Source organism: Pseudomonas sp. microsymbiont 2 (assembly GCF_054788395.1).
Genome location: NZ_CM139112.1, coordinates 1,945,060 through 1,962,784, shown reverse-complemented (window position 1 = coordinate 1,962,784; position 17,725 = coordinate 1,945,060). Strand labels below are relative to the sequence as shown.

The window sequence follows — 17,725 nt, the reverse complement described above, 5'->3', positions numbered from 1 at the left end:
AAGCGGTATTAAAGGAAAAAGTCCAGGCGGAAGTAGACCGGCGTCTCGCGCTCGGTCAGCGCGTCGGGGCGCTCCAGGGAATGGGCGAAGGTCACGCTGGCGGACAGGTTGCGCCCACGGGCGAACAGCTCGGCCGAGTGACTGGACACCCGCCCGTGCTGCTCGCCGCTGTAGCGGTCGTGGCGAATGGCGCCGACGTCATAGCCCAGGCCCAGGCCGTACTCGGCGAGCACCGGCCGCAGCCAGTCCCAGGCCACCTGGCGGCTCCAGCGCAGGTCGTTGCGCCAGTAGTAGCCGCTGTCGCCGTTCAGGCTCTGGTCCTTGTAGCCACGGATCGAGGACTGGCTGCCCAGGCTCATGCGCTGGGGACTGAACAGCCGGTCTTCGCTGCGCTGGCCGGTGACCAGGCTGCTGAACACCAGCGACTCGCCCAGCACCTTGAACGGCTGCAGATAGCTGACGGTGGCGGTGTACTTGCGGTAGCGGGCGTTGGGCAGGCGGTTGCCGAAGGCATCGCGCTCCTGCTCGCGCTGGGCATCGAAGGCACCGATGCCGTCCTGCAGGCCGAGGTCGACGTTGACGAAGGCGCCGCCGATACGCCGGCCATGGTTGATGCCGAACTGGGCTTCGCTGAGGCGGTTGCTGCTGTTGCTCAGCTTGCTGTCTTCGATGTAGTTGTTGGTGCGCAGGTAGCTCATGCCGGCGTTGAGCGAGGTCTTGCTGACCGAGTCGCGGTGGACCACGCGCTCGAGCCGTAACTGATGATTCTGGCTATCGCCGTTCTGCTTGAAGCTGTAGTCCGCCGCCTCGGCCAGGGAGCGGTATTCGCTCTGGCTGTAGCTGTAGCTGAGGTTCCACCAGCCAAACGGCAGGTTGTAGTAGAGCGCGGCATTGCGCGAGGTCTTCTGGTGGTCGCTGATGGCGTCATGGCCGCCGCGCAGCACCAGTTGGTCGGCCAGGCCCAGCGGGCTGTCCCATTCCAGCGAGCTGCCCCACTGCTGCTCGCCGGTGCTTTTCTGGCCGTCGTTGCTGCGCGACAAACCCACTCGCCAGGGCTTTTGCGGGGCGTTGGCGACCACCACCTCGCTGCCGCCCACGGCCTTGCCCGGGGTCAGCTGCATGCGCGCCTGGTTGGAGGGCAGCCGGTTGAGCTGGTCGACCATCTGCTCGATCTCGCGCAGGTCGAGCAGGTCGCCCGCACGCCCAGGGAACGCCATGTCCAGTTCGCGGGCGCTGAGCTTGCTGCCTTCGCCGGCCTTGAGGCCTTCGAGACGGCCCTCGACCACCAGCACCTGCAGGTGGCCGCTGGACAGGTCCTGTTGCGGCAGGTAGGCGCGGCTGGTGACCAGGCCCTTCTGGATGTAGCGATCGGTAATGGTCTTGAGCAGCTCATTGAGCTGGGCGACCCCCAGGCACTGCCCGATATAGGGGGCGAGCAGGCTTTGACGTTCAGCAGCCGACAGCGCGTCGGCGCCCTTGAGCTCGATGTCCTTGATCGGGAAGCAACGGCTATCGGTCGGGGCCTCGGGGGCCGCGGGGGTGGCGCGCTCGCCGGGCAGGTCCTTGAGCTCCTGCAGGCGCCGCTGCTGCTCTTCGAGCAGGCGATTCTGACGATCGCGGATCAGGTCCTGATCGCCGGGATTGTTGAAGGGCGCGGCGATCGCCGAGTCCAGCGCAACAGCCAGGCAAAGGCCTGTCAGCACGGCACGCAAGCGGGTGCCGAGAGAGGAGAGATACATGTTCGATCCTTCGAAATCGCAGGGCAGCGGGGAGCGCGCGCGATGCTAAGTAGCCACTATCCTTGCAGTCAATCAAACACCGACCAACGAACATGAAACTTTGTATCCACTTGCATGCAAGCGCCAAGTTTGCGTTTCGCAGGTGGTGGGTTGCAGAGGGAAATACTGCATCAGGTAATGAGGGCGCCGCCGTTCGACCCGCTTTGTCTAAAGTGAAGCCGAGCGACGATCCGAGGCGACCATGACCCGTGCCCTCCCCACCATCCCCCGCAGTGTCTGGGCCTTGGGCTTCGTCTCGCTGCTCATGGACATCTCCTCGGAGATGATCCACGCCCTGCTGCCCCTGTACATGGTCGGCGTGCTCGGCACCTCGGTCCTGGCCGTGGGCCTGATCGAGGGCATCGCCGAGGCGACGGCGGCAATCACCAAGGCGTTCTCCGGCGCGCTCAGCGACCGCCTGGGCAAGCGCAAGCTGCTGACCGTGATAGGTTATGGCCTGGCTGCGTTGACCAAGCCGGTATTTCCCCTGGCCCCGGGGTTGGAGTGGCTGACCACGGCGCGCTTCGTCGACCGTCTCGGCAAGGGTATTCGCGGCGCGCCACGGGATGCGCTGATCGCCGACATCACCCCGGCCGAACTGCGCGGCGCCGCCTTTGGCCTGCGCCAGGCGCTGGACACGGTCGGCGCCTTTCTCGGGCCGTTGCTGGCGATCCTGTTGATGTGGCTGACGGCCAGCCATTTCCAGACGGTGTTCTGGGTGGCGGTGGTTCCGGCATTCATGGCGCTCTACGTGCTGGTCGCCTGCGTTCGCGAGCCCGAAAAACCTGCTGCGCTCAGCGCAGTGGCTGCACCTTTGGCATTTCGCGAGCTGGCCCGGCTGGGCAACCGCTACTGGCGCCTGCTCATGCTCGCCACGCTGTTCACCCTGGCGCGGTTCAGCGAAGCCTTCTTGTTACTGCGCGGCCAGGCACTGGGCCTTCCTGCCATGTGGGCGCCCGCGGTGCTGGTGCTGATGTCGCTGACCTATGCCCTGTCGGCCTACCCCGCCGGGGCGCTGTCCGACCGGATCGGTCGGCGCGGCGTGCTGACGGCCGGCCTGGCCTTGCTGGTGCTGGCCGACCTGACGCTCGCCTGGCTGCCCGGTAACGTCGGGCTGGCACTTGGCGTGGGACTGTGGGGGCTGCACCTGGGTTTTACCCAGGGTGTATTCAGCGCATTGATCGCCGACTGCACGCCCTCCGATCGGCGGGGGACGGCGTTCGGGCTGTTCAACCTGGTGACCGGGGTGGCGCTGCTGGCGGCCAGTGTGCTGGCCGGTGGCCTGTGGGACTGGGTGGGGTACCAGGCGACGTTTCTGGTGGGGGCCGCTTTCGCGTTCGTCACGCTGGCAGGGCTGTGGCTGACCCGGCGCTCATGATTCAGCTCGCCCCTGTGGGAGCGGGTTCACCCGCGAATGCGGCGGTGCATTCATTGATGCATTCGCGAGTAAACCCGCTCCCACAGCGTCGAAGACGACGTCAGGCCGGTGTCTCTACCGCCGGCTGCTGCTCCAACAGCGACCATCCGCCCTGCCCGTCCACTTCCAGGCGATGGGAGTGGAACCCCGCCAGGGTGCTGCGATGCCCGACACTGACCAGCAAGGTCGTCGGCAGCCCCGTGCGCAGCAGCGAATACAGCGCATGCTCCAGCCCTTCGTCCATGGCCGAGGTGGACTCGTCGAGGAACACCACCTGCGGCCGATTGAACAGCACCCGGGCGAAGGCCAGACGCTGCTGTTCGCCCAGTGACAGGATCCGCGACCAGTCGCGCGGCTCGTCCAGGCGCTCGGCCAGATGCGCCAGGTTGACCTGACGCAAGGCCTGCTGCATGCGTGCGGCATCGGCTGGCTCGCCCTGCGCCGGATAGGCGATGGCGGTGCGCAGGTCGCCCAGTGGCAGGTACGGGCGTTGCGAGAGGAACAGCGCCTGCGTGCCCAATGGCCGCCGGACTTCACCCTCGGCATACGGCCACAGGCCCGCCAGGGCACGCAACAAGGTGGTCTTGCCGCTGCCCGAAGGCCCTCTGATCAACAGCGCCTGGCCGCTGTGCAGGTTCAGTTCCAGATCCTTGATCAGCGCATGGCCGTCGGGACGCAATACCTGCAATCCCTCGATCGCCAGTGCATGGGCCTGTTCCACGCTGGCCACCCGGGGCAGCGTGCTGGCCTGCTGATTGGCATCGAGAAAGCCAGTCAGACGATCGAGGGTGGCGCGGTACTGGGCGAAGGTGTCATAGGACTCGCGAAAGAACGACAGCGAATCCTGCACCTGGCCGAACGCCTGGGCCGTCTGCATCACATCACCGAGCTTGATCGCGCCACTGAAGAAGCGCGGCGCCTGGAGAATGAACGGAAACACCACCGCTACCTGGCTGACCCCGAGGTTGAAGCCACTGAACTTCAGGTTCCGGAACACCAGCGCCCAGGCGTTGCCGATCAGCGCGAAGAAGCGCCCGAGCAAGGTACCGCGCTCCACCTGCGCGCCCTGGTAGAACGCGATGTTCTCGGCGTTCTCGCGCAGACGCATCAGGGCGTAGCGGAAGTTGGCGGTGAGTTTTTCGTTGAGAAAGTTCAGGCGGATCAACGGTTGCCCGAGGCGGAAGGCGATCCAGGTGGCGACCAGCACGTAGATGTAGACAGCGAACACCATCGCCCGTGGGACTTCGATACCCGCCACCTCCAGCGGCGCCGACAGCCCCCAGAGTATGCCGGTGAACGCCACCAGCGACACCACCGCGCTCACGGCGCCCAGTGCCAGGGACACGGAGCCGGTGACGAAGGCGTTCACGTCCAGCTCGATACGCTGGTCGGGGTTGTCCACCGGCTCGGCGAGGAACTGCCCGCGGTAGTAGGCATCGCCGCGCATCCAGTCGGCAGTCAGGCGCTCGGTGAGCCAGACCCGCCAGTGGATGTTGAAGGCCTGGGTCACGTAGAAGGCGAACAGCGAGCGCAGCACATGAATGCTCGCCAGCACCGCGAACACCCCGAGCAGGTACCAGAACGCCGTCTGGTCCAGGCCCTGCAGGGCGCTGTAGAAGCCGTTGTACCAGAACGAGAACAGCACGTTCAGGCGCACCGCGAACAGCGTCAGCACCAGCAGCAGAGCGAAGACCAACACCGGGCGCCAACTGCGCCGCCAATTGAAGTAGGGCCCGGCCAGCTGCCAGAACTGCGCCCCCCAGCGGGTACAGCGCACCGCCAGCACGGCAATGGCGGTGAAGCAGACGAGGGTGATCAGCGAGGCGATTGCCAGCCAGCTCAGGCTCTCTTGCAGGGCCTGGTGCCAGTTCATGTCCATGGTGGGATTCCGTGACAGTGTTTTCGCGAGCGTAGCATCGGCTTGTGAATAGCCTCACGACTATGACGGACATTTCATCTTCGGTTTGTGCCGCCCTGTTCGCGGGTAAACCCGCTCCCACAGGCTGCGGTATCGATCAACCTGCAGGAGCGGGCTTGCCCGCGAAAGGGCCGGCACGGGCGATCTAGGTCAACGCCTCCCGTACCTTCGAATCCAGCCCCTCTCCCCCATGGGCCTCGACCCACTCCCCCAGTTGCCGGCGCATGGCCGGCGTCCAGAAGTTCTGCAGATGCAGGCGCACCCCCTGCACCGCCTTTTCCCGATCCGGCTCACTGTCGAAGTAGTGGGCGATCTGGTTGGCCATCTTGACCAGGTTGTCGTTGCTCATCGATGCACCTGCGCCTTTTCCGCCTGACGACGCTCGCTGAGCAGCCGCTGTTGTTCATCACTGAAGCGCTGGTAGCGCCGCTGCCACTCCGACGGCTGGAACACCTTCACCACCTCCACCGCGGTGACCTTGTATTCCGGGCAGTTGGTGGCCCAGTCGGAGTTGTCGGTGGTGATCACGTTGGCTCCCGACTCGGGGAAGTGGAAGGTGGTGTACACCACCCCCGGCGCCACCCGGCCACTGACCTTGGCGCGCAGCACGCTCTGCCCGGAGCGACTGCCGATGCCGACCCAGTCGCCGTCGACGATGCCCCGTCCTTCGGCATCGCTGGGGTGGATCTCCAGGCGGTCCTCGTCATGCCAGGCGACGTTGCCGGTGCGCCGGGTCTGGGCGCCGACGTTGTACTGGCTGAGGGTGCGCCCGGTGGTCAGCAGCAGCGGATAGCGGCTGTTGACCTTCTCGTCGGTGGGCACGTAGCCGGTGAGCATGAAGCGCCCCTTGCCGCGCACGAACTGGTCGATGTGCATGGTCGGCGTGCCATCGGGCGCGCTGTCGTTGCACGGCCACTGCAGGCTGCCATGGCGGTCGAGCTCGGCATAGCTGACCCGACGGAAGCTCGGGGTCAGGCGGGCGATCTCATCCATGATCTGCGAGGGATGCTGATAGTCCATGGGGTAGCCCAATGCCTTGGCCAGCGCCACGGTGGCCTCCCAGTCGGCCTTGCCGGCCAGCGGCTCCATGACCTTGCGTACCCGCGAGATGCGCCGCTCGGCGTTGGTGAAGGTGCCGTCCTTCTCCAGGAACGAGCTGCCCGGCAGGAACACATGGGCGAACTTGGCCGTCTCGTTGAGGAAGATGTCCTGCACCACCACGCATTCCATCGCCAGCAAGGCGGCGGTGACGTGCTGGGTGTTGGGGTCGCTCTGGGCGATGTCCTCGCCCTGGCAGTACAGCGCCTTGAAACTGCCGTCCAGCGCGGCTTCGAACATGTTGGGGATGCGCAAGCCCGGGTCGGGTTGCAGGGTCACGCCCCAGGCCTGTTCGAACTCGGCGCGCACGCTTTCGTTGGAGATATGCCGGTAGCCGGGCAACTCGTGGGGGAAAGAGCCCATGTCGCAGGAGCCCTGCACGTTGTTCTGCCCGCGCAGCGGGTTCACCCCCACGCCTTCACGACCGATGTTGCCGGTGGCCATGGCCAGGTTGGCGATACCCATCACCGCCGTGCTGCCCTGGCTGTGCTCGGTGACGCCCAGGCCGTAGTAGATCGCCGCGTTGCCGCCGGTGGCGTACAGCCGGGCGGCGGCGCGGATCTGTTCGGCAGGCACACCGCACACCGGGCCTAGCACCTCGGGCGCGTTGTCGGGCTGGGCGACGAAATCGCGCCAGCGGGCGAAATCCTCGGGCTCGCAGCGGGCGTCGACGAAGTGCTGGTCGAGCAGGCCCTCGGTGACGATCACATGGGCCAGGGCGTTGAGCATCGCCACGTTGGTCCCTGGACGCAGTTGCAGGTGCAGCTCGGCGCGGGCATGGGGCGAATCGACCAGGTCGATGCGCCGTGGGTCGATGACGATCAGCCGGGCGCCCTGGCGCAGGCGGCGCTTGAGCTGCGAACCGAACACCGGGTGCGCATCGGTGGGGTTGGCGCCGATCACCAGGACCACGTCGGCCTGCATCACCGAGTCGAAGCTCTGGGTGCCGGCTGACTCGCCCAAGGTCTGCTTGAGGCCATAGCCGGTCGGTGAGTGACAGACCCGCGCACAGGTGTCGACGTTGTTGTTGCCAAACGCTGTGCGCACCAGCTTCTGTACCAGGTACGCCTCTTCGTTGGTGCAGCGGCTGGAGGTGATGCCACCGATCGAATCACGCCCGTACTTGAGCTGGATACGCCGGAACTCGCTGGCGGCATGGGTGACAGCCTCGTCCCAGCTGACCTCTTGCCATGGGTCGTCGAGGCGCTTGCGGATCATCGGCCTGGTGATGCGGTCCGGGTGCGTCGCATAACCCCACGCGAACCGGCCCTTGACGCAGGCATGGCCATGGTTGGCGCCGCCCTGCTTGTCCGGGACCATGCGCACCAGCTGATCGCCCTTCATTTCGGCACGGAACGAACAGCCCACGCCACAGTAGGCGCAGGTCGTGATCACCGCCCGTTCGGGCTGACCGAGCTGGACCAGGCTCTTCTCGCTCAAGGTGGCGGTGGGACAGGCCTGCACGCAGGCGCCGCAAGACACGCATTCGGAGCTGAGGAAGTCGTCGCCCCCGGCCGCCGCCACCCGCGAATCGAAACCGCGCCCAGTGATGGTCAGGGCGAAGGTACCTTGAATCTCTTCGCACGCCCGGACGCAGCGGCTGCAGACGATGCACTTGCTCGGTTCGTAGTCGAAGTACGGGTTGGAGACGTCCTTGGTTTCGCCCAGGTGGTTGGCACCCTCGTAGCCATAGCGCACCTCACGCAGGCCGACCTGGCCGGCGACGGTCTGCAGCTCGCAGTTGCCATTGGCCGAGCAGGTCAGGCAGTCCAGTGGGTGGTCGGAGATGTAAAGCTCCATCACGTTGCGCCGCAGGTCGGCCAGGCGCGGCGTCTGCGTGCGCACCACCATGCCCTCGCTGACCGGCGTGGTGCATGAAGCCGGGTAGCCGCGCATGCCATCGATCTCGACCATGCACATGCGGCAGGAGCCGAAGGCTTCGAGACTGTCAGTGGCGCACAGTTTGGGAATGCTGGTGCCGAGCAAGGCGGCGGCGCGCATCACCGAGGTGCCAGCCGGCACGCTGATCGAGCGGCCATCGATGAGCAGGCTCACCTGCACATCGCCGACTCGCTCAGGCGTGCCCAGGTCGATATCGCTACGGGGGTCGAAATAGTTGATCATTGCGCGGCCTCCAGGCCGAAATCGGCGGGGAAGTGCTTGAGGGCGCTGACCACGGGGTACGGGGTCATCCCGCCCATGGCGCACAACGAGCCGTACTGCATGGTGTCGCACAAATCGCGCAGCAGGCCGGCCTGGCTTTCGCGGTAGGCCGGGTCGGTGCTGGCGATCAGCCGGTCGACCACCTCCACGCCACGGGTCGAACCGATTCGGCACGGGGTGCACTTGCCGCAGGACTCCTCGGCACAGAACTGCAGGGCGAAGCGGGCCATGCCGGCCATGTTCAGGGTGTCGTCAGCCAATACCACGCCGCCGTGGCCAAGCATCGCGCCCAGGGCGGCGAAGGCCTCGTAGTCCAGCGGTGTATCGAATTGCTCGGGCGGTACCCAGGCCCCCAGAGGGCCACCAACCTGCGCCGCCTTGATCGGCCGGCCGCTGGCGGTGCCGCCCCCGTAGCCTTCCACCAGCTCGCGCAGGGTCAGGCCGAAGGCCCGCTCCACCAGCCCGCCATGGCGGACATTGCCGGCCAGCTGGAACGGCAAGGTGCCCAGCGAGCGGCCCATGCCGAAGTCGCGGTAGAACGCCGCGCCCTTGGCCAGGATGATCGGCACCGACGCCAGGGTGAGCACGTTGTGCACCAGGGTCGGCTGGCCGAACAGGCCTTCGAGCGCGGGCAACGGCGGCTTGGCGCGGACGATTCCACGCTTGCCCTCGAGCGATTCGAGCAACGCGGTTTCCTCGCCGCAGATATAGGCCCCGGCGCCCACCCGCACCTGCAGATCGAAAGCCACGCCGCTGCCGGCGACATCCAGGTAACCCGCCTCGCGGGCCAGCAGGATGGCTTCGTTCAAGGTACGAACGGCGTCCGGGTACTCCGAGCGCACATAGATGTAGCCCTTGCTGGCCCCCACCGCGAGGCCGGCGATGATCATGCCTTCGATCAGCAGGAACGGGTCGCCCTCCATCAGCATGCGATCGGCGAAAGTGCCGGAGTCGCCTTCGTCGGCATTGCACACCACGTATTTCTGCCCGGCCTGTGCCTGGCGTACGGTGCGCCACTTGATGCCCGCCGGGAAGGCCGCGCCGCCACGACCGCGCAGGCCGGAATCGAGCACGGCGGCGACCACCTCGTCGCCATCGAGCAATGTGGCTTGGCGCAGGCCCTCGAAGCCGCCGTGGGCGTGGTAGTCATCCAGCGACAGTGGCCGGGTGAGGCCCGCGCGGGCGAACAGCAGGCGCTGCTGGGTCTTCAGGTAGGGAATCTGCTCTACCGGCCCCAGCGCCAGGGGGTGGGCACCCGGCTCGGCCACCAGGGCATCGAGCAAGCCGGGCACGTCCTCGGGCATCACCGGCCCAAAGCCCAGGCGGCCCTGCGCGGTTTCCAGCTCCAGCAACGGCTCCAGCCAGTACAGGCCGCGGGCACTGGTGCGCTTGATGCGCAGCGGCAAGCGCCGCTGCTCGGCTTCCCGGGCCAACGCCTCGGCCACCTGATCGGCGCCGACCGCGCGGGCCAGCGAATCGCAGGAAATGCACAGGTTCAGCATGCCTTGGCCTCCGTGCGGCAGCCGGCCACCAGCGCTCGCAGGCGTTCGGGGGTGATCCGGGCGTACAGTTGGCCATCGAGTTCGAGTGCCGGCGAGCAGGCGCAGGCGCCCAGGCAATAGACCGGGCGCACATCGAGCGCACCGTCTTCGGTGCTACCGTGATCGCTCAACCCCAGCTCTTCGCGCAGCTGCGCAGCCAACGCCTCGGCGCCACGGCTCTGGCAGGATTCAGCGCGACACAGGCGCAGGCTGTGGCGGGCCGGTGGCGTGGTACGAAAATCGTGGTAGAAGCTGATCACCCCACGCACCTCGGCCAGGCTGAGGTTCAGGGCATGGGCAATTTCGGCGACGGCCATCTCGGGAATGTAGCCGGCGCCGGCCTGGATGGCGTGAAGGATCGGCAACAGGGCACCGGGAGTGTCCTGCTCACGGGCAAGGACGCGCTGGATCAACGGCAGGTGGTTCAAGTCATCAGGCATACAGCGGACCTCGGCATCCCGGGGCGGCCCGAATCGCGGGCGGCTGTCCGGCGGTGTTCAGCTGCGGTGCCCCGGCCCGGTCACGGTGGCGGCAGGCCAGGCACCCTCCTTGTCCGTGGCCATGCGTCTAGCTGCGCTCGGTCCACGGGCATCCTCAGAGCATGGCAGCTATTGCGCGAGAGGGTTGCGCACGGACGACCCGGCGCGTCCTGAAACCGACCATCGCCGACCGGGACAATGAGCGCCTAGACCGCCAACGCGCGCTGCTCGACAAGCGCCCCCGGCATCATCCGCGCCAGGTCTTCGGCCAAACGCCCACCCGCCTCCTGCAAAGCCGCTGGCGGCATCGCCGGCAGGCTCTCGAGCACGAACCACATTTGCCGCGCCTGGGCATCCAGCCGCGTACGCGCACCCTGGCGCCAGTTCCAGCGCCGGCAGGTGACGCCCACCTCATCACGCCACACCACCTCCCCGGCCAGCGGTGCCTCATGGATCAACGCGCCATCCTTGAAGGTATCGAACTGCTCGCTACCTTCGGCGACCACCAACCGCGGCGCACCCACGTAGGCCTCCAGGTTCTCGCCTCCGACCGGGATCGCGTACGCCAGGCTGATGGCGTTGTACAGGTCCACCACCGGGTCGATGGCCGGCAACAGGCCATCGCGCAACACCCGCTTGCGCAAGGCTTGCGCGGAGCAAGGCGTGCGCTGGGGCTTGGCGCCAAAGCCGCTGAATACGTCGGCCCAGGCCTGCAGATGGGCTGGCGCCCAGGCCGGCTGCCCGGCCAGCACCGCCTGGCAAGCACTGGCCAGGGCCTGACTGGCGACTTCAGGATGACGGATCGGCGCGGCCTGCACCGTGATGCTCAGTGCCCGAAAACCAGGGGCTAGAGCTTTGATCGCAGGGTCGATGGAAGGCATTGCAAGTAGCATCGGACATCTCGCACAAGCGGAAAAGGCCCCCATGCTGACTGCCGCGCCCGTTGAGGAAAAGTGATATCTCCTTACGCTACATAAGCTCAACTGATGCCGATCCACCGAAGCATGCGCCGCTCAATCCTCTATCCCGCCACCCGCGCCAACCGCTGCAACGCGTCGATCACCTGCGGGTCGCGTGCCTCGAGCACATCCGCCTGGATCCGAGCGATCACCGCCTTGAGCAGCTCGGTCTGGCTCATGTGGGTTTGCCGCAGCAATGCCAGGAAGTCCTCGGCCATGTGCGGGTTGACCTTCATCGACAGTCGCCGGGTCGCCGCCGATGCCGGCAGGCCCCGCTGGCTCCGCTGCGTCTCGAGGGCCCGCATGAAGGATTCGTGGGCCGGCTGCAGTCCCTCGCCTTGGCGGGCCTGCACCAGCCATTGGAAGTAATGGGCAAGGAACAGCTTGCGCAGGTGCGCCCCCGCCTCGCTGCTGACCGCATGCATCGCGGCGTCCAGCACGTCGAGATAGACCGCCGGCAGCCGGGCTTCGATGGACTTGAGCTGCTGCTTGCGCGCCTCGCGGATCGCCGGCGTGGATTGCGGCGGAATGGCCACCACGGTGTCGCAGCCGTCGCACACCCCCACCAGGATGTCTCGCGCCACGCCCTGGCCGTCGCTGAACGGCACGTCGCGCCGGGTGTAGTGCATGGCGACCAGCGCCTGGCAGTGTTCGCACAGGGCCTGGTCGGTATCGCCTTCGAACAGGATCTTCATGGTCAAGGTACTCACTGGTGAACGCTGAGGAACCACGTCCGTGGCTCGATGAAATAGAACTTGATGTACCAGCCGTGGCGCTTGAGCACGTGGACCTCGATGGCCGGCACGGCATGATGCGGGCTGCTGCTGTAATGACTGCCGTTGCAGACGCGGACGATGTCGATGACCTCGTCCGCGCTCACCGCCCCGAGGGCCAGCAGGTTCTTGACTTCGATATCACCCCGCGACACGTGCAGGTAGCTCCCGGATTCGAGCGCGGCGATGACCGCGCGGCTGACTGCCTTGAAGCCCTTTGGCATGATTCCTCCCTGGAATTACGAAAATCATCGTACATATCTCCAGCCAAATCTACCCTCGCATTCGACTCAGCCGACCAGCGGCGTCGTCCTCGCTTGGAAGAACGGATAACCGCTGGAAATGAACTATGGCTGGGTGGTTGAAGACACGTCGGGTGGGTGTGTAACCGGTGCTTTCGAGGCTTTGCCGGGTGTGACGGGAACCGGCGACCCGTCACGCCAGCGCGATACAGGGTTGCCAATACATATGAAAATACATATATTCGAATATACATATATTTAGGATGCCGTCATGCTCACGCCTCCCGAGCTCTTCAAGAGCCTGTCCGACGAGACCCGCGCCCGCTCCACGCTGCTGATCGCGAGCCTGGGCGAGCTGTGTGTCTGTGAACTGATGTGCGCCCTGGACGACAGCCAGCCGAAGATCAGCCGCCACCTGGCGCAATTGCGCAGCAGTGGCCTGCTACTCGATCGGCGCCAGGGCCAGTGGGTGTATTACCGCCTCAATCCGCAGTTGCCCGCCTGGGTGCACGAGATGCTGCAGCTGACCTTGCAAGCCAACACCGAGTGGCTACAGGACAATGTCACCCGCCTGCAGCGCATGAATGACCGTCCCGTGCGCGCAGCCGCCTGCTGCTGACCGTCCAACGAGCGAGCCCCCCGATGCTAGTCTCCGCCGCTGTCTTCTTCTTCACGCTGATCCTGGTCATCTGGCAGCCCAGGGGCCTGGGCGTCGGCTGGAGCGCTTCGCTAGGTGCGATCATCGCCCTGGCGGTGGGCGCGGTTTCCCTGGGCGATATCCCCACCGTATGGGCCATCGTGTGGAACGCCACCGCCACCTTCATCGCCGTCATCATCATCAGCCTGCTGCTGGACGAGGCCGGCTTCTTCGAATGGTGCGCCCTGCACGTGGCGCGCTGGGCCAAGGGTAGCGGCTACCGCCTGTTCGCCTTCACCGTGCTGCTGGGCGCCGCCGTCTCGGCACTGTTCGCCAACGATGGCGCGGCGCTGATCCTCACTCCTATCGTCATGTCGATGCTGATCGCCTTGCGCTTCTCGCCCGCGACGACGCTGGCATTCGTCATGGCCGCAGGCTTCATCGCCGACACCGCCAGCTTGCCGTTGGTGGTTTCCAACCTGGTGAACATCGTTTCGGCCGACTACTTCAAGCTGGGGTTCGCCGAGTACGCCGTGGTGATGGTGCCGGTCAACCTGGCCAGCGTCGCCGCGACCCTGCTGGTGCTGTTCCTGTTCTTTCGCCGCGACCTGCCACGGCGCTACGACCTCGCGGCGCTGAAGGCGCCGAAAGCGGCGATCCACGACCACGCGACCTTCGTCGTTGGCTGGTGGACCTTGCTGGTTCTGCTGGTCGGCCTGTTCCTGCTGGAGCCGCTGGGCGTGCCGATCAGCGTGGTGGCGGCGGTGTGTGCGGCCATGCTCTTCGCAGTCGCGGCACGCGGCCACCGGATCTCCACCCGCCGCGTGCTGCGCGAGGCGCCCTGGCAGATCGTGATCTTTTCCCTGGGCATGTACCTGGTGGTGTACGGCCTGAAGAACGCCGGGCTCACCGATTTGCTCAGCCAATTGCTCGACCGGCTGGCCGACCACGGCCTGTGGAGCGCCACGCTTGGCACCGGGCTGCTCTCGGCGCTGCTGTCGTCGGTGATGAACAACCTGCCCAGCGTGCTGGTGGGCGCGCTGTCGATCCAGGCTAGCGGCGCCGAGGGGTTGATTCGCGAAGCGATGATCTATGCCAACGTCATCGGCTGCGACCTCGGCCCGAAGATAACCCCGATCGGCAGCCTGGCCACCCTGCTCTGGCTGCACGTCCTGGAACGCAAGGGCGTACGAATCACCTGGGGGTACTACTTCAAGGTCGGCATCGTCCTGACCCTGCCCGTGCTGCTGATCACCCTTTCGGCGCTGGCGCTACGCCTGAGCCTGTGAAACCGCCCCGACGCGAGGAGCCTTCCATGCGAGTCCTGTTCATGTGCACGGCCAACAGTTGCCGCAGCATTCTCAGCGAAGCCCTGTTCAACCACATGGCGCCCCCAGGGTTCGAGGGCGTCAGCGCCGGCAGCTTCCCCAAGGGGCAGGTGTTGCCGCGCAGCCTCGTCACCTTGCAACGGGCCGGGATCGCCACCGACGGCCTGAGCAGCAAAGGCAACGACGCCTTCGAGGACAACCCGCCGGACATCGTCATCACTGTCTGTGACAAGGCTGCCGGCGAGGCCTGCCCGGTCTATTTCGGCCCGGCGCTGAAGGCACATTGGGGGCTGGCGGATCCTTCCGCTGTCGAGGGGGATGAAGCAGCGATCGACGCGGCGTTCCGCGCGACGCTGGCACGAATCGAAAAGCGCTTCGACGCCTTCTTTGCCCTGCCCTTCGGTACGCTCGATCGCGACCAGCTCAAGCATGAGCTGGAGCGGATCGGCACGCTCTGAGCAAAAGCAGGGTGGGTGTAGTGACTACTCAATCTCGATCTTTCACGGCGAGCCGCTCCATCCGCTGGCTATCAGCAATCAGAACAGCCCGCCCACGGTCAACGCCAAACCGCCCCCAGCCTGCACCCCGATGTTCAACCCGGCGGAGAGGATCACACCCTTGGCCGAGCGCAACAGCGGCACCAAGGAGTGCTGGGGCGAGATGCCACCGCCCGCCCCGACCGCGGCAGTGCTCAGGAGCAGCAGCTTGGGGTCCAGGCCGAACAGCACGCCCGAGCCGGCGGCACCGCCGACCAGGCCCAGCCCGCCGTCGAGAAACAGACAGCCACCTTTGAAGTCATCGCGGTCCAGGCCACGGCCGGCAACCGAGTCGGCCACCAGCACCGTGCCGATCGCCGGGAAGTCTTCGTTGGTGCCCACCGCGCCGACGCTCTTGCCGCGCACCAGCAGATTGATCTTGCCAACGCGCGGCAGGTGCGCGCCAGCACCTACGCCGACCCCGAGCGAGCCGTAGCGAAACTGCTGTTCGGCCTTGTTGGGATCGGTCAAGGTCAGCATGCCGCCGCTGGCGGCGGCGAACATCACCGCCAGCCCGCCACCGCTGGCCGACTTGTATTTCCAGTCGCTGACACTCAGGGGTAATGTGATTTGCATGTGAACCTCCTTGTATTGGCAACGCCATCCGGCGCTGGCGAATCCCTATGTCCAGACCGCAGGCAGCATAGCAAGTCGCTTATTGCCGAGCCTACGGCCATTGATCAGGACTGCGAAGTGGAGACAATTCCAGAACTTTTCTCTTGAGCCGACGAACTCCGAAAGGCAGCAACAATCAGATTTGCCCACTTCCCTGTAGTCCATTTCCCAAAGATACTTTTGCCGCATTTTTCCCGTTGCGGGCGCTGCGGCACGACCCTAGTCTCGGCGAGTCGCTGGTGTTCAGCGACCGGCTTTGACAGGCCGCAACGGTAATCACGCATACGGTTCGCCTTATATGGCGGCTGTACGTGTGGGCACGCCCGCGTGCGCCGGAGCTTTGTGATTCCGCCGGTCTGTCAACCCGCGTACAGCTGCCACCCGACTGTTTGACAGCAGGCAGGAGGCGGCCTTTAAAAGGAATCATACGATGCTCAAGATCGTCCCCGACCCACCCCACAACCACCACTCCCTCGAAGACACCCTTATCCAGGCCACGGAGTACGCCCTGTGCGCGCAGACCATGGCGCATTAGGCATCGACAGCTTCAGGGAGACAGAGCAATGAGCAGCAACGACACCACGCCTCACACCACCGTGGGCAAGACCAAGTTCTACCAGGGCGAAGGGCATACCGACGCGCTGTTCTGCATCGAACCCGGCATCCCGTGCCAGCATGCGCGGGACCAGGCTTCGGAACTCATGGGCTGCGTGCGCGACCTGACCATCACCGGGATCATGGAGGAGAAACCACAGATGCTCTGGGCAGTGTATTACCTGAGCGCGCCGGCCAAAGCGCTGATGGATGATGCGGAGTTAGGGATGGGCCGTTGAGGGCAAGGCAGCCTAAACGGTCGATTGGCCGGTGCCAGGCCCTCTGCTGTGGGGCAGCGGCTTCGTCGGCGATGGCTGGTAGCGCATGCTCAAGCCTGCCCGCCGCTATCGAGCGCCGAGGCTGCAAGCTTCGCTACCTCTAGCCGACCACTCGGCTCGGCACAGTCTTCGAGCATCCAGGTGGCCGACAACCCCGCCCAGGCCAGCGCCCACTGCAACAGCCTTCGCCGATCGATGCCGGCAACACCTGAGATCAGTGCTATCCGGCCGGCGAAGCATCCCGGCGCAAGGGCGCTGGCATCGTCCGGGTTGCAAAGGATATTGGCATAATCGAAGCCGCGCTCACCGTACAACCCCTTGGGGTCGATGGCGAGCCAGCCACACGGGCCGAAATCGAGCACATTGCCGTGATGGATGTCGCCGTGCAGCACCCCGACATCGCACGGCGCAGCCAACAGCGCCCTCGCCGCCCTTGCACTGTGTTCAAGCACCCCGCCGTGGGTCGCCGCGGCGCTCCATAGCGCTTCAAACCACTGCCCGAGCGGAACCAACGCCGGCATCGGTTTGGGCCGCGGGGCATGCAGGCGGGCGGCTACCGCACAGAGAATGCGGGTGGCCGCGTCATCGTGGCCATCCCTGACCATTTGCACGAGCGATACCGGCCCTTGAGCGCGCGGCATCAGCAACGCGTCGCCCTCGTGGGCCAGCACAGGAACCGCACCGTCGCCCTCCCACCAGATCAGGAGCTGGCTGCCCGCCTGCTCCTCCGGCGCTTGCGATACCTTCAGCATGGCCGGCGTATCGCCTTGGCGCACAGGCAGAAGATGAGCACTCAACGAAGCGAAAGCATCCCCGTCGGGAGTCAGCCCCCATCGTTTCAGGTATTGATCGAACATCAACCTACCGATATTCACGTCCTGGCGCCTCTACCCTGCGAAAACGGAGATTGTCGGCAAGCGACGATCCGCCTGCAACACATCATCGGGCATAGAGAGCATCAACTTTCCGAGGAAAACCGGGGCTTGCCAAGAGCGACTGGCCTGGCGCTACGGATTGCTGCCTTATCCGCGAGACGAAGGATAAAAACCATGCAGAAGTTTCACCATGTCAACCTCGAATGTTGAGCACTACCCCCGTATACGCCTATCACCCGATGAACAATCGCCAACTTGTTGGCGTCAATTTAACAAACTGCAGCGAATGTGCCTCGCCAAGAGTGAAAGTCAAACTCCACGACTGAAAGGCCGCGAGCGACGAGTGCAACTAGTCATGAATTCCTGCCAAAAGAAACCAAAATGACCTGTCGTTTGTCATAAACGCAACAGACCCATACGGGGGACGCTCTGTTCCATAAATGGAAATATGTTTGGGCAAAATTTTCCTAGATTGTTTTCCCCCGTCATTTACT

16 protein-coding genes are annotated in these 17,725 nt (G+C 65.4%); 5 read left to right on the top strand and 11 right to left on the bottom strand.

From position 1 onward, the window contains the following. Window positions 1-8: 8 nt before the first annotated feature. A complete protein-coding gene (locus tag ACYUME_RS08905; protein WP_460418608.1) occupies window positions 9-1,739 on the bottom strand; it encodes a ShlB/FhaC/HecB family hemolysin secretion/activation protein in 1,731 nt (576 codons plus the stop codon). Between the two features lie 241 nt (window positions 1,740-1,980). On the opposite strand from ACYUME_RS08905, the gene ACYUME_RS08900 reads away from it, so the two are divergent. Further along, window positions 1,981-3,156 carry an MFS transporter gene (locus ACYUME_RS08900; protein ID WP_460418607.1) on the top strand — a complete coding sequence of 392 codons (1,176 nt, stop codon included), beginning with the start codon at window positions 1,981-1,983 and terminating at the stop codon, window positions 3,154-3,156. Between the two features lie 100 nt (window positions 3,157-3,256). On the opposite strand, the gene ACYUME_RS08895 is transcribed toward ACYUME_RS08900, so the two are convergent. The 8 genes from ACYUME_RS08895 to ACYUME_RS08860 all read right to left on the bottom strand — a co-directional run bounded on the left by ACYUME_RS08895 (window position 3,257) and on the right by ACYUME_RS08860 (window position 12,350). Beyond that, window positions 3,257-5,074, bottom strand: a complete 1,818-nt coding sequence (locus ACYUME_RS08895) for an ABC transporter ATP-binding protein/permease (RefSeq protein WP_460418606.1) — start codon at window positions 5,072-5,074, stop codon at window positions 3,257-3,259. Window positions 5,075-5,258: 184 nt separating this feature from the next. Further along, a complete protein-coding gene (locus ACYUME_RS08890) occupies window positions 5,259-5,462 on the bottom strand; it encodes a formate dehydrogenase subunit delta (protein ID WP_460418605.1) in 204 nt (67 codons plus the stop codon). Then, entirely contained in the window at window positions 5,459-8,335 is a 2,877-nt protein-coding gene (fdhF, locus tag ACYUME_RS08885) for a formate dehydrogenase subunit alpha (protein ID WP_460418604.1), read from the bottom strand. The genes ACYUME_RS08890 and fdhF overlap by 4 nt, the downstream gene beginning before the upstream one ends. After that, window positions 8,332-9,876, bottom strand: coding sequence for a formate dehydrogenase beta subunit (locus ACYUME_RS08880; RefSeq protein ID WP_460418603.1), 1,545 nt, complete (start codon window positions 9,874-9,876; stop codon window positions 8,332-8,334). The genes fdhF and ACYUME_RS08880 overlap by 4 nt, the downstream gene beginning before the upstream one ends. Then, complete coding sequence (locus tag ACYUME_RS08875) at window positions 9,870-10,355, bottom strand: formate dehydrogenase subunit gamma (RefSeq protein WP_460418602.1); 486 nt, start codon at window positions 10,353-10,355, stop codon at window positions 9,870-9,872. Before ACYUME_RS08875 ends, ACYUME_RS08880 begins: the two co-directional genes overlap by 7 nt. A gap of 245 nt (window positions 10,356-10,600) precedes the next feature. Continuing rightward, window positions 10,601-11,287 carry a B3/B4 domain-containing protein gene (locus ACYUME_RS08870; RefSeq protein WP_460418601.1) on the bottom strand — a complete coding sequence of 229 codons (687 nt, stop codon included), beginning with the start codon at window positions 11,285-11,287 and terminating at the stop codon, window positions 10,601-10,603. A 128-nt stretch (window positions 11,288-11,415) separates the two neighbouring features. Further along, entirely contained in the window at window positions 11,416-12,048 is a 633-nt protein-coding gene (locus tag ACYUME_RS08865) for a hypothetical protein (protein WP_279881190.1), read from the bottom strand. Between the two features lie 11 nt (window positions 12,049-12,059). Further along, the gene (locus tag ACYUME_RS08860; RefSeq protein ID WP_460418600.1) at window positions 12,060-12,350 is read right to left on the bottom strand and encodes a hypothetical protein; all 291 of its coding nucleotides are present in this window, start codon (window positions 12,348-12,350) and stop codon (window positions 12,060-12,062) included. A gap of 289 nt (window positions 12,351-12,639) precedes the next feature. On the opposite strand from ACYUME_RS08860, the gene ACYUME_RS08855 reads away from it, so the two are divergent. From ACYUME_RS08855 to ACYUME_RS08845, 3 genes are read left to right on the top strand one after another with little or no spacing between them, the layout of a single operon-like run. Further along, window positions 12,640-12,987, top strand: coding sequence for a metalloregulator ArsR/SmtB family transcription factor (locus ACYUME_RS08855; RefSeq protein WP_460418599.1), 348 nt, complete (start codon window positions 12,640-12,642; stop codon window positions 12,985-12,987). 23 nt (window positions 12,988-13,010) lie between these two features. After that, complete coding sequence (locus tag ACYUME_RS08850; RefSeq protein ID WP_460418598.1) at window positions 13,011-14,294, top strand: arsenic transporter; 1,284 nt, start codon at window positions 13,011-13,013, stop codon at window positions 14,292-14,294. A 26-nt stretch (window positions 14,295-14,320) separates the two neighbouring features. Further along, window positions 14,321-14,791 carry an arsenate reductase ArsC gene (locus ACYUME_RS08845; RefSeq protein WP_460418597.1) on the top strand — a complete coding sequence of 157 codons (471 nt, stop codon included), beginning with the start codon at window positions 14,321-14,323 and terminating at the stop codon, window positions 14,789-14,791. Window positions 14,792-14,869: 78 nt separating this feature from the next. On the opposite strand, the gene ACYUME_RS08840 is transcribed toward ACYUME_RS08845, so the two are convergent. Further along, complete coding sequence (locus ACYUME_RS08840; RefSeq protein ID WP_460418596.1) at window positions 14,870-15,445, bottom strand: hypothetical protein; 576 nt, start codon at window positions 15,443-15,445, stop codon at window positions 14,870-14,872. A gap of 602 nt (window positions 15,446-16,047) precedes the next feature. Between ACYUME_RS08840 and ACYUME_RS08835 the strand changes: the two genes are divergently transcribed. After that, the gene (locus ACYUME_RS08835; protein ID WP_460418595.1) at window positions 16,048-16,317 is read left to right on the top strand and encodes a DUF3077 domain-containing protein; all 270 of its coding nucleotides are present in this window, start codon (window positions 16,048-16,050) and stop codon (window positions 16,315-16,317) included. Window positions 16,318-16,406: 89 nt separating this feature from the next. On the opposite strand, the gene ACYUME_RS08830 is transcribed toward ACYUME_RS08835, so the two are convergent. Then, complete coding sequence (locus ACYUME_RS08830; protein WP_460418594.1) at window positions 16,407-17,213, bottom strand: aminoglycoside phosphotransferase family protein; 807 nt, start codon at window positions 17,211-17,213, stop codon at window positions 16,407-16,409. Window positions 17,214-17,725: the final 512 nt, after the last annotated feature.

Bases quoted from the DNA above. Each gene is read 5' to 3' on its own strand.
- ACYUME_RS08905 (WP_460418608.1), bottom strand. From the start codon at position 1,739: ATGTATCTCTCCTCTCTCGGCACCCGCTTGCGTGCCGTGCTGACAGGC.
- ACYUME_RS08890 (WP_460418605.1), bottom strand. From the start codon at position 5,462: ATGAGCAACGACAACCTGGTCAAGATGGCCAACCAGATCGCCCACTAC.
- fdhF (WP_460418604.1), bottom strand. From the start codon at position 8,335: ATGATCAACTATTTCGACCCCCGTAGCGATATCGACCTGGGCACGCCT.
- ACYUME_RS08855 (WP_460418599.1), top strand. From the start codon at position 12,640: ATGCTCACGCCTCCCGAGCTCTTCAAGAGCCTGTCCGACGAGACCCGC.
- ACYUME_RS08870 (WP_460418601.1), bottom strand. From the start codon at position 11,287: ATGCTACTTGCAATGCCTTCCATCGACCCTGCGATCAAAGCTCTAGCC.
- ACYUME_RS08840 (WP_460418596.1), bottom strand. From the start codon at position 15,445: ATGCAAATCACATTACCCCTGAGTGTCAGCGACTGGAAATACAAGTCG.
- ACYUME_RS08835 (WP_460418595.1), top strand. From the start codon at position 16,048: ATGAGCAGCAACGACACCACGCCTCACACCACCGTGGGCAAGACCAAG.
- ACYUME_RS08875 (WP_460418602.1), bottom strand. From the start codon at position 10,355: ATGCCTGATGACTTGAACCACCTGCCGTTGATCCAGCGCGTCCTTGCC.
- ACYUME_RS08865 (WP_279881190.1), bottom strand. From the start codon at position 12,048: ATGAAGATCCTGTTCGAAGGCGATACCGACCAGGCCCTGTGCGAACAC.
- ACYUME_RS08880 (WP_460418603.1), bottom strand. From the start codon at position 9,876: ATGCTGAACCTGTGCATTTCCTGCGATTCGCTGGCCCGCGCGGTCGGC.
- ACYUME_RS08895 (WP_460418606.1), bottom strand. From the start codon at position 5,074: ATGGACATGAACTGGCACCAGGCCCTGCAAGAGAGCCTGAGCTGGCTG.
- ACYUME_RS08850 (WP_460418598.1), top strand. From the start codon at position 13,011: ATGCTAGTCTCCGCCGCTGTCTTCTTCTTCACGCTGATCCTGGTCATC.
- ACYUME_RS08845 (WP_460418597.1), top strand. From the start codon at position 14,321: ATGCGAGTCCTGTTCATGTGCACGGCCAACAGTTGCCGCAGCATTCTC.
- ACYUME_RS08860 (WP_460418600.1), bottom strand. From the start codon at position 12,350: ATGCCAAAGGGCTTCAAGGCAGTCAGCCGCGCGGTCATCGCCGCGCTC.
- ACYUME_RS08830 (WP_460418594.1), bottom strand. From the start codon at position 17,213: ATGTTCGATCAATACCTGAAACGATGGGGGCTGACTCCCGACGGGGAT.
- ACYUME_RS08900 (WP_460418607.1), top strand. From the start codon at position 1,981: ATGACCCGTGCCCTCCCCACCATCCCCCGCAGTGTCTGGGCCTTGGGC.